The 12,264-nt window shown below is 65.5% G+C and carries 3 protein-coding genes; all 3 read left to right on the top strand.

Annotated features, from left to right (window positions below):
* Positions 1-11: 11 nt before the first annotated feature.
* Positions 12-10,088 (top strand): filamentous hemagglutinin family protein, encoded by a 10,077-nt coding sequence (locus EK23_RS19695; protein WP_045227125.1) that lies wholly within the window; start codon positions 12-14, stop codon positions 10,086-10,088.
* A 189-nt stretch (positions 10,089-10,277) separates the two neighbouring features.
* Positions 10,278-12,104 (top strand): DUF2341 domain-containing protein, encoded by a 1,827-nt coding sequence (locus EK23_RS19700; RefSeq protein WP_045227119.1) that lies wholly within the window; start codon positions 10,278-10,280, stop codon positions 12,102-12,104.
* Positions 12,105-12,107: 3 nt separating this feature from the next.
* The coding region (locus EK23_RS19705) for an ExbD/TolR family protein (RefSeq protein ID WP_045227120.1) at positions 12,108-12,264 on the top strand (157 nt) is incomplete at its 3' end.

Here is a 12,264-nt window from a genome sequence, read left to right on the forward strand (position 1 = left end):
GCCGCTTTGCCATGAAAAAATTCGCCATCGCCGACACTGCAGGGAAGCCCTACCGCACGGAACTGCAAGGTTTGCGTCTTCGTCCTCTCGCGGCCGCCGTCCGCTGGGCGCTCACGAGCGCCGCGCTGGCCGGCATGGGGGCGCAGGCGGCCGAACTGCCTGTACCGCAGACCGTGTTCGCCACCTTGGGGCGCGCCGATCATGTGGTCAACGGCGCCAATATGACGGTGAAGCAACATACTGACCGCGCCATCCTCAACTGGCAGAAATTCAACGTCAGCAAGGATGCCTCGGTGCGTTTCGACCAGCCCTCGGCGGCATCCATCGCGCTGAACCGCATCGCCCAGAACGACCCGAGCAAGATTCTCGGCTCGGTGAGTGCGAACGGCCAGATCTATCTGATCAACCAGAACGGCTTCGTGTTCGGCAAGGATTCCCGGATCAATGCCAATACCCTGGTTGCGTCCACTTTGAATATCTCCGATGACACCTTCAACCGCGGCATCACCAAGGTCGTCGATCAGGATGGCCGGCCGGCGCTGACCGGCACGGGCGAGGTCTATCTGCGGGACGCGTCCGGACAGTACGTGCTCGACGCCAGCGGCCAGCGGCAGAAGATCAAGGTTCAGGTGGAGGAGGGCGCTTCCCTGGCCGCGGACAAGAACGGGCGCGTGATTCTGGCGGCGCCCTCGGTTGAGAACCGTGGCGAGATCAGCGCGCCGGACGGCCAGATCATCATGGTGGCCGCATCCGACAAGGTCTATCTGCAAGAGGCAGGCAGCGACGCCAAGCTGCGTGGCTTGGTGGTGGAGGTGGGCACCGGCGGCGACGTGAGCAATTTCGGCAAGCTGGTGGCGGAACGTGGCAATGTCAGCCTCATGGGGTTTGCCGTGAATCAGAGCGGACGGGCTTCCGCCACCACGGCCGTGCAGGTGAACGGATCGGTGCGCCTCCTGGCAAGGGAAGGGGCCACGACCCGGCGCGAAGGCGACCGCTGGCTGCTGCAGCCCAAGCAGACGACACGGCAGGCCGATCTGGGGGACGGCCTGGGCCGCGATGCGCGCGTGACCCTGGGCAGCGGCAGCCTGACCGAGGCCACGCCGGATCTCAAGGACCAGCGCACCGCGGTGGACAGCCAGACCCAGGACCCCTCGCGCATCGAGGTCATGGGGCATACCGTCTTGATGCAGGAGGGCTCGACCCTGCGGGCTCCGTCCGGCGAGGTCAGCATCACCGCGACCCAGGCACCCGACCAGCCGGGCTTGCCCAGCGCCAACAATTCCAGCCGCATATTTGTGGAGAAAGGCGCCACCATCGACGTGGCCGGGGTGCGGGACGTCAGCCTGCCCATGGAGCGCAACGTCGCCGAGATCGAGCTGCGCAGCAACGAACTGCGCGATTCGCCTTTGCAACGGGATGGTGTGCTCTACGCCAAGACGGTGAAAGTCGACCTGCGCAAGGGCACGCCCATCGCGGATATCAGCGGGGCCAGGGAACGTGTCGCCCGTACGGTCGCGGAGCGCAGTACCCAGGGCGGGCACCTGGAAATGCTGTCGGAGGGGGATGCGATCCTCAAGCAGGGCTCGGTGGTGGACTTTTCCGGAGGCTCGGTGGCCTACCGGGATGGCTATATCAATACCACCCAGTTGCTGTCCCAGGGCGAAGTCATCGACATTGGCGACGCGGATCCCAACCGCTTGTATGACGGCATCTTGGGCGACATTACTAAGGTCTATCCGCGCTGGAATCAGGTGCGCAAGTGGAAAATGATCGGCTTGACCGAGATGGGTCGTTTCGAAAAAGGCTACGTGGAAGGGCGCGATGCCGGCGTGTTCGACCTGCGCGCCAATGCGACGGTCATGGATGGCGACCTGCGCGCCCAGGCGATCAACGGTCTCAACCAGCGCGAGCCGGCGCAACGTGCCGTGGGCGGTGAATTGAACGTAGACCTGGCGCGTACTCCCAACAGTGTCCAGAGCTTGATCTTCCAGGCCCAGGCCCTGATCGCGGAATTGGGACCCGAAGATCCCATGCCCTCCAACCCCGATAATGCCGCGCAGCCGGCACCGCTGGTCTTGACCGGCAGCCGCCTGCGCGATGCGGGCATCATGCAGGCGTCCCTGAAGACCAATGGCCACGTCGAGATCCGCTCAGGCGCCCAGGTTTCCGTCGCCGATGGCGGCAGCCTCTCCCTGCAGGGCGGTGAAGTCCTGGTGAATGGCAGGATCGACGTGCCCAACGGCAATGTCAACCTGAAGACGGAACTGAGCAGCACGACTCGCGGCCAGTTGTCCGGGGAAATCAAACTGGCGGCAGGTTCAGCCATCGATGCCAGCGGCAACTGGGTCAACGAGCGTCCGGGCGGCCGCTTCGACACGGTGCTGGGGCCGGCCTGGATCGACGGCGGTGACGTGAGCCTCAGCGCTCAGGGCAATGTGGCGGTGGAAGCCGGCAGCCGGATCGATGTCAGTGGCGGCGGAAGGCGGCGCGATAGCGGTGAGATCCAGGCTGGGAACGCCGGCTCGATTGCCCTCGAGGCCGCGGACATCAATGGTTCCAATCTGAGCGTGGATGGCGAACTGCGCGGCTACGCACTGCCGGGAGGCCAATCAGGCGCTCTGAGCCTGACCGCCAATGCAGTGAGCATCGGCAGCGGCGCGCCCGCCCCGGTGGAGGGCGACCCCTTGCGGCCCTTGGTGCTGGCCCCCGAGTTCTTCCAGCGCGGAGGCTTTTCACGCTATCGGATCGCGTCGAACAAGAACGGCGTCGGCGTGGAACCGGGCATCACGGTGAATCTTGCCGTAGAAAACCGGCGCATCGACGAGGCAGCGGCGGTGAATCGGCCCAGTGGCCGCAGTCTCGAAGGATTCAGTGACATCACCCTCTTGCCCGAATTCGTCCGCCCCGCGGGTGAACTGGACCTGGTGCTGGCGCAAAGCGCGGGGCAGGGTCCAGCCGATGCCGGGGTGCGCGTCGGAGCCGGGGCCACCCTGCGCACGGACGCCGGCGGCAAGCTGGGGTTGAGCTCCGATTCCAGTATCTTCATGGACGGCACCCTCGACGCACCGGCCGGCCGAATCGACCTCACCGTCACGCCGCCGGCCGGCACCGACCTGGCGTTTCTCGACAACCAGGGCATCTGGCTGGGGTCTTCGGCGCGGCTCACGGCGCGCGGCGCCGCCGCGGTGTTTCCCGACGCCAAGAACCAGCTCAGCGGCGAGATCAAGGACGGCGGGAATATCACCCTGCACGCCGATCGCGGCTTCGTGATCGCCGAGCGCGGATCGGTCTTCGATGTGTCCGGGACGGCCGGTGAACTGGATGTCGCGACCGTGGATGCGTCAGGACGTTTCGGCTCGGAGCGGCAGCGCATCGCTTCCGATGCTGGGCGCATCGAGCTGCGCGCCGCCGAGGGCATCCAGATGGGCAGCGACCTGCTCGGCCGCTCCGGTGGCGGGTCGGGTGCCAGCGGTGGCGAGCTGGTTTTTGAGATCAATCCCTTCACCCGCGCCGAGCCCGCCGAGTTGAGCGCCGCGCAAAAGCCCTTCCCCAGCGTTCCCAGCGTCATTGAAGTCAGTGCCGCGCCACAATTGCTCAGCGGGCGCGAGCCGGGCAGCTCCATCGCCGCCGACCAGCACGGCCGCGCCCTGTTTGACGCCGGCTGGCAGGCCGACGGTGGATTCGCATCGCTCAAGCTGAAGTCGCCCGACCGCATCGATGTCCAGGGCAGCAACGATCTCAGCGCCGCCCGTTCGGTGGAACTGGACGCGCCGGTCCTTGCCTTTAAGCCAGGCGAAGGCGGTGCCGACGGGCAATTCAGTGTGAACGCAGCCTACGTCGCCCTGGGGTCCACCCAGGTGCGGGAAAATGCTGTGGCGCCGGTGGCCGGAACCGCCAGCCTGTCGGTACAGGCCACGCAGGTTGATCTGGTGGGGGCGGAGCGCTTGGACGGTTTCGGCAAGGTGGATTTGTCCAGCAGTGGCGATATCCGCTTGGTGGGCATACGCCCCAGCCCTCAGCAGAGGGATTTCAAGGGCGAGCTGACCACGGCGGCGGACCTTACCCTGACCGCCGATCAGGTCTATCCCAGCACCTTGTCCGAATACCGGGTCGCACTCACGGGCAGCGAAGGCCGTTTCGAGGTGCGCCCCGGCGACGGGGGCGCCAAAATGGTGCTTGCCGCGGGGGGCAAGCTGAGTTTCGAGGCGGCCAGCATCGTCCAGAATGGAACGCTGCGCGCCCCTCTGGGCGAGCTGAACCTGGTTGCGGCCAAGAGCCTGGAAATGGGCCCCGGCAGTTTGACATCCAATGCCGCTTCGGCCCCCCTGACGCCCTTCGGCCGCACCCAGGGCGGACTGGACTGGATCTACCCGTTGGGCTCACAGAACCTCGTCTACACGGCGCCGCCCGCCAAGAAGCTCAATCTCGACGCCGCCGAGATCAACATCGCCTCCGGCGCCACCGTCGATACCTCCGGCGGCGGGGATCTATCCGCCTTCGAATTCATCCCGGGACCGGGCGGGTCGGTGGACATACTCGATCCCAATGATCCCAAGTATCTGGACGGCAGTTTCAGCTATCAGCCCAAGTTCGCCGTGCTGCCGTCTTTGCGGGGCGGCTTCGCGCCCCTCGACCCGGTGGAGACGCCCAGTTCCGGGCTCAGAGTCGGCGACAGCATTCATCTGGCCGGTGGGTCGGGGCTGGCCGAGGGCACCTATGCGCTGTTGCCCGCGCATTACGCACTGCTGCCGGGTGCATTCCTGGTCACTCCTGAGATCGGGAATGCGCAGGCCGTGCCGGGTATGCGCGAGTTGCGTGGCGATGGCGCGACCATCGTGGCGGGTTACCGCGCGGTTGCCGGCACCCACATACGCGACCCTCTGTGGAGCGCCTTTGCCGTGGAGTCCAACGCCCAGGTCCAACTGCGGGCGGAGTATTCCATTAATCGCGCCAACGGGTTTTTCAGCCAGAAGGCCGCGGAGCAAGAAGTGGACGCGCCTCGCCTGCCGCGTGATGCCGGCGAAATGCGTTTCCTGGCGGACACCAGTCTCAAGCTCGACGGTTCCATCCTGGCCACGCCGGCAGCGAAAGGGCTGGGCGGACAACTGGACGTCGCGGCAGGCCAGATTGCCATCATCAATCGCAGTGACACGCCGGTGGCGGGTGCCGTTTCTCTGGTGGCCGAGGACCTCAACAAGCTGCAGGTCGGCAGCGTGCTGATCGGCGGCGTGCGCACCAGCGCGGATGGCGTTACTCAGTTGCAGACCCGCGCCGACCGGGTCGATGTGGGGGCTGGCGTCAGCCTCGATGGCAGCGAGCTTCTGCTGGCAGCGAAAGACCGCGTCAGCGTGGCGGGTGGGGCTCGGGTCGCGGCGTCCGGGACTGGGGGCAAGTCTGCGGCGGAGCCGATCAGCATCGAGGGAGATGGCGCACTGGTGCGGGTATCCAGCGGGGCGCAGGCTGAGGTTACGCGTTCGGGGGCAACCGGCCGCCGGGGCAGCATCGAGATCCTGCCAGACGCCACTCTCGCGGCGACTGGCTCCATGTTGCTGGACGCCAGCCTGGATTCCAAGCTGCAGGGCCGCATCGACATGGATGGCGGCAGTCTTGCTCTCGGCGCCAGTCGCATCAGCCTGGGCACCGCGCCGGCCGCCAGCGCCGGTTTGGTGTTGACGCCGGACGAGCTCGCCACTCTGAAGGTGGATGAGCTCATTCTCGGCAGCCGGAGCGATATCAGCTTCTACGGTGACGTGAACATGGACCTGGGCAGCCTGGTGCTGCGCGGTGCCGGCTTGCTCGGCCAGGGCAGCGCGGGGCAGGTGGCGCGGGTCAACGCGGACACGGTCCGGCTGGAGAATACGGCCGGAGTTGTCAGCAACAACACCGGTCAAGGCAGCGGCAGCTTGAGCCTTTCCGCGGGCCAGGTCGATCTGGGTAAAGGCGATTTCGCCATCCAGGGATTCAGTCGCGCGACGCTGGCTGCCACCGGCAACATCGTCGGAGATGGCACCGGCCGTTTCACCGTGGGATCGGATCTCGACGTGAGTTCCGTCGCGATCACCGGCACGCGTGGCGCCGACACCACCCTCGACGCCAGCGGCCACAGCCTGGTCATCAAAGCTGTCCCTGGTAGCGTTGCGGACAGCGGCGCGCTGGGGGCGAGTCTGGCCATCAGCGCCGACCGCGTTACGCAGGGCGGCATCATCAGCCTGCCCGCGGGCAGCGTCAGCCTGACCGCCAAAACCGGCGACCTCACTCTGGGAGCCGGATCCAGTATCGACGTGTCCGGTCGTCAAGTGCAGTTCAACGATCAGGTGCGGGTGGCCCCGGGCGGGCGCATCGAGCTTGCCGCCGAGGCGGGCTCCGTGGATCTCGCGGCGGGTGCAAGCCTTAATCTGCGAGGTGACTCGGCGGGCAGCCTGAAGGTGTCGGCTGCCCAGGAATTCCGCTGGGCCGGGCAGATTGATGCCAAGGGCAGCGCGCGGGGCGGCAGTCTCAGCCTCGATGTTGGCTCGGTTGCCAATAAGGGTGACCTGTCCGAATGGGCGAGCCGGATGACCGAAGCCGGCTTCAGCGAGTCCATCGCCGTGCGTGCGCTCGGCGGCGACATGGCCTTGCCGGCCGGCGCCGTGCTCTCGGCCAACGAGATCAGCCTGAGCACCGACCAGGGCGCGATGCGCATTGCAGGCAGCCTGGATGCCACCGGCGGCCGCCTGTCCTTGCGGTCGGCGGACGAACTGCGCCTGCAGGACAGTGCAAGGCTGGCGTCGCATCCGGTCACGGGCAGTGGGCGCGGTGGCAACATACGGCTGGACGCCACCGATGCCGACCGCGATGGCCAGGGCGGCCTGGTGCTGGAGTCCGGCGCCCGCCTGGATATTGCCGCCGACGGGGCCAGCGCAGGCCAACTCGATGTGCGGGTGGACCGGTCCGGGTCCGACGTGGCCATCACCGGGAACCTGAACAGCGCGCTGGCCTCTGCCGGCACAGTGCGCGTCGAGGCGGTGCGCAGCTACCAGGATGACGGGACCATCTCCGCCGCCGACATCGCCGGCTGGAAGTCCGATACCGACGCCTTCATGTCCGGCGCGGAGGCGATCGAAGCCCGATTAGGAACGCCGGGCGCCCTGCTGGCTGGCGTCGAAGTCGTTTCGACGGGCGACCTGACCCTGGCGGAGTCCGGATGGGACCTGCTGGATTGGCGTTACGGTGGCCGCGTGGGAACCCTCACGCTCAAGGCGGGCGGCAATCTGAGTCTGCAACAGGACCTGAGCGACGGCTTCAAGGCCTACGATGCCCAGGGCATCGACCTGGCCGGCCTGCAGGGCGGCGGTCAGGCCATGCCGGTCAAGGATCTCCTGCAGGCGGGGCCCTCGTGGAATCTCGATCTGCAGGCGGGCGGCGATGTCAGCATCGCCGAGAATGTCTCGGTGCGGACCGGCACCGGCGATATCAGCGTCTTGGCCGGTCAGGACTTCCGGCTGGAGAGTGATACAGCCACCCTGTACACGGCGGGACGTCCCACCGATGCCGCCCGTTACGGCACGCTCAAGAACGGTTTCGTGGCCTTCGAGTTCTACGGCGAGTATCCCATCGATGGCGGCGACGTGAGCATCCGTGCCGGACGCGACGTGGTCGGCGCAAAGACCGGCCAGCTGTTCGATGGCTGGTTGCTGCGGACGGGCAACTGGAGCCGCAACGCGACCCATCAGGGCGAGACGCCGACCGCCTGGGCCATCGCACTGGGCGAGGCCGACGTGAATGGCGATGGCCAGCCTTTGCAAGCCTCGGTGTTCCGTCAGAACATCGGCGCGCTGGGCGGGGGCGATATCGAAGTGAATGCCGGCCGCGACGTGGTCGATCTGTCCGCCGTTATCCCCACCAGCGGCAAGCAGACCGGCGAGGTCAGCAACCCCGCCAATCCATCCAACCTCGACTACAACACCAATGTGGTGGACGTGGCTGGCGGAGGTTCCATGTCTGTGGACGCGGGACGGGACGTGCTGGGCGGCGTCTTCTACACCGCCAAAGGCAGCGGTCGGATACGCGCGGGCGGAGCGGTCGGCGTCGGCAGCGGCGACTCCTTTGGCCCTGTGGTGGGCCTCGGCGATGCGCGCTTCACCCTGGAGGCGCGTCAGGATGTGCAATTGGGCGCGGCGTTCAATCCCACCGTGATGTTCAACAACGCCAGCCGCAGCATGTTCTTCACCTACGGCGCGGACAGCGCCCTCAGCGTGGCGTCCCTCGCCGGCAATGTTCGGGTCCAGAACGACCTCAACGGGATGGTGGATGCCGCCAACAGCCTCAGGCCGGCCAATGATCAGATCCGTTTCCAGGGATCGAGCTTCGATGCCTTGTCCGTCTATCCGGCATCGCTGGATGTCGCGGCACTGCAGGGCAATATCGCCATCGAGTGCTCCCTGGTCATGTATCCGTCGGCCAAGGGCCAGCTGAACCTGATGGCCGGACAGAACATCGTGACCGCCGATACCGGTGTCAACGTCAATGTCACCCAGTCGGATGCCGATCCGAGTCTTCTGCCCAGCATGAGTTTCCCGGTGCGCAGCTGGGAGGATGCCACGCAGCGCCTGCAGCCTTTCGGCGATAGCAATCTGGTACACGCGCAGACGCCGGTGCATAGCGGCGACAGCCAGCCCGTGCGCATCTATGCCCTGCAGGGAAGTCTGCAGCCGGTTGATCCGCTGCTGTTCGTGCTGCCTAAGTTTGCCCAGATCCAGGCAGGGAAGGACATGCAGGACGTCAGTTTCAAGATCCAGCATGCGGACGAAGGCATTTCGCAGATCACGGCGGGACGCGACATCCGATTCACCTCGCCGCGCAATGCCCAGGGTAACCTGGTCAACCTGACTCGGGAGATCGAGGTGGCGGGTCCTGGCGAAGTGCAGGTATTTGCCGGCCGTACCATCGATCTAGGCGCTTCCGAAGGCTTGTTCACCATCGGCAACACTTTCAACAGCGCCCTGGCCGAGCGGGGAGCCGACATCTCCATCTTCGCTGGCCAGTCCAGCCCTCCTCAGTTCGACGCCTTCACGACCCGTTACTTGGAGGATTCGAATGAGTACCGGGAGGCGCTCACCGCGTTCATGCGCAGCAAGAGTGGTGATGGGGCCCTGAATGCCGAGCAGTCTCTCGCGGCGTTCAAGGCGTTGCCCGAACCGCAGCGGCGGTCCTTCCTGCTGAACGTGTTCTTCAGCGAGCTGCGTGCTTCCGCGACAGCCGCCGCCAAACAAGGTCCTGCCGGTTATCAGCGGGGTTATGACGCCATCGCGGCGCTGTTTCCGGACAGTCAGCCCTATGCCGGCGATCTGAAGCTGTTCTTCAGCAAGGTGCACACCATCGATGGCGGCGACATCAACATGCTGGTGCCGGGCGGCCTGATCAATGCTGGTCTCGCCGTCGCATTCAGCGGCCAGAAGGAACCAAGCGACCTGGGGATCGTGGCGCAGCGCGAGGGGGCGATCAACGCCTACCTGCAGGGCGATTTCCAGGTGAACCAGTCGCGCGTGTTCGCCATGGATGGCGGTGATATCACCATCTGGTCCTCGGAAGGCGACATCGACGCCGGTCGCGGCGCCAAATCGGCCATCGCGGCGCCGCCGCCGCTCATCACCTTCGATAGTCAGGGCAACCTGAAGATCGAGTTCCCGCCGGTGGTGTCGGGCAGCGGCATCCGCACCGCTTCCAGTTCCGAGGGCGTTGTGCCGGGCGATGTGTTCCTGGCGGCCCCCAAGGGCGTGGTGAATGCGGGCGAGGCTGGCATCGGCGGCAACAACGTCACTATTGCCGCCACCGCGGTGATCGGCGCCAGCAACATCAACGTCAGCGGGGTATCGACCGGTGTGCCCACCGCGACGGTTTCCACGCCGGTGGTCCCGGTGGGTGCCGCCAACGCAGCGGCAGGCGCCGCCCAAGCCGCGCAGCAGAACTCCAATACCGAGAACAACAAGAATGACGTCGGACAGGGCATGGCCAAGGCGGGGCAGTTGACACCACTCAATGTGGAGGTGGTGGGCTTCGGCGACTGCACCATGAGCGATATCCGCGCCGGCAAGCCCGGATGTGGGTGAGTTGGTTCAAAGCTCCGGTGGAGGTTTGAACCAACGAACGGGCATGCCCCGGACCTGCACGCAGATTCGGATTGCGGAGCGCGGCAAGAGCCCGAAGCGGCGCGTTGTCACAAACCTGTCATGTGGCTGTAACCAGGATGCCACATGGCTGTAACACAATAATCCTTATTTCCCTGATTTAACAAGCATATGAATTCGAAGACCGCTGTTGTCCTGTTGTCGCTGGCCCTGTTTCTGCCTGAAGCGGCCCTCGCCTGGTGGAACGACGACTGGCCTTCCAGAAAACAGATTACCGTGGACGCGGCGGCCACCGGCGGCGACGTTCAGGAGACGCTGACCGACTTTCCCATGCTGATGCGCCTGCATACCGGGAACTTCGGGTTTTTCGCCGACCTCGGGGAGAACGGTAAGGATCTGCGCTTCATGGCGGATGACAAGACGCCCTTGAAGCACCATGTGGAGAAACTCGACGCCCTGAACGAGATGGCTCTGGTGTGGGTGAAGGTTCCCAAGGTGCGCGGCGGCATGGCGACCGATTCCCTGTGGATGTACTACGGCAACGCCAATACGGCGGATGGTTCGGACCCGAAGGCCAGCTATGACGTGAACCAGTCCCTGGTGTTCCACTTTGCCGAGGGAACGGCGTTGCCCGAGGACGCCACGGCCTATGCGAACAATGCCGTGGAATCGCGGGCGGTGATCGATCCGGCCGGTTGGATCGGCGCGGCCGCGCGCTTCGATGGAAGCACGCACATGGATGTCAAGGCATCGCCCTCCCTGGCCGTCGTGCCGGAAACTGGCTGGACCTTCAGCGCCTGGGTGAAGATCGATGGTCAACAGCAGCCGAGCCTGCTGATGCTGGCCCAGGACAGTCCGAACATGATCGACCTGAGCCTCAACGGCACCGCGCTGACAGCCCGCTACCAGGGCCCCAACAGCCTGGCGGTGCAGACCACGCCTGCGGTCAATCTGACCCTTGGCAAGTGGCAGCATGTGGCGCTGGTGGTCACAAAGGACAGGATGGAACTGTTCCTTGACGGAATGCCAGTGGCCAACGCAGCCATTGCCCTGGTCCCCATGAATCCTGCCCTGTTCATCGGCGGCGCCGACACGCGGCCCGGATTTGCGGGCTTCCTGGACGAGGTGCAGGTGGCCAAAGTCGCGCGTAGCGCCGACTGGATCAAGCTGCAATACCGCAGCCAGAGCCCGGATTTCACCGTGCTCAATCTGGGCCAGGACGAAAGCAAGGGTTCCGAGGGCGGACCCAATTATTTCGTCATCATCCTGCAGAGCCTCACCGTGGACGGCTGGGTGGTGATCGCCCTGTGCGGGGTCATGTTCATCATCAGCTCCCTGGTCATGGTCACCAAGGGCCTGTCTATCTCTCGTTCGCGCAAGGACAACCGCGCTTTTCTCGACCAGTATCGCAGCATGGACGCCAAGGCCGACCCGGCGGCCCTGGATCAGGAGGAGACCGAGGAGGAGAAGGAGCTAGAGGAGTCCGCGTTTCTCACCGCCCTGGTGGGCAAGCACGACCACTTCCAGTCGTCGCCCATCTACCACGTCTACCATGCCGGTGTGCAGGAGCTGAAAAAGCGCTTCGCCGAAGGCGTGGCGGACAAGCCCCTTACCGCCGAAGCCATCAACGTGATCCGCGCGCGCCTGGATGCGGCGGTGGTGCGGGAAGGGCAGAAGCTGAACCAGAACATGGTGCTGCTCACCATCGCCATCTCCGGCGGGCCGTTCCTGGGCCTGCTCGGCACCGTGCTGGGGGTGATGATCACCTTCGCCGTGATCGCCGCCACCGGCGACGTCAACATCAACTCCATCGCCCCCGGCATCTCCGGTGCCCTGCTCGCCACCGTCGCCGGCCTGGCCGTCGCCATCCCCGCCCTGTTTGGCTACAACTACCTGCTCACCCAGATCAAGGACCTGACGGCGGACATGCACGTGTTCACCGACGAGTTCCTGGCCATGGTCTCCGAGCGCGCCGCAGACCTGCAGCGCGAGGGCTAAGCCATGAAAATCGGCGAGGAAGGCAAGGTCTACGACGACATCAACATCACGCCCATGCTGGACGTGGCGTATGTGCTGCTGCTGATCTTCATCATCATGACCACGGCGACGGTGCAGGGCATCACCGTCAACCTGCCCAAGGCCAGCAGCACGCTGGCCC

Origin of the sequence: Methyloterricola oryzae (genome assembly GCF_000934725.1) — a bacterium.
Taxonomy (GTDB): domain Bacteria; phylum Pseudomonadota; class Gammaproteobacteria; order Methylococcales; family Methylococcaceae; genus Methyloterricola; species Methyloterricola oryzae.

Bases quoted from the DNA above. Each gene is read 5' to 3' on its own strand.
- EK23_RS19695 (WP_045227125.1), top strand. From the start codon at position 12: ATGAAAAAATTCGCCATCGCCGACACTGCAGGGAAGCCCTACCGCACG.
- EK23_RS19700 (WP_045227119.1), top strand. From the start codon at position 10,278: ATGAATTCGAAGACCGCTGTTGTCCTGTTGTCGCTGGCCCTGTTTCTG.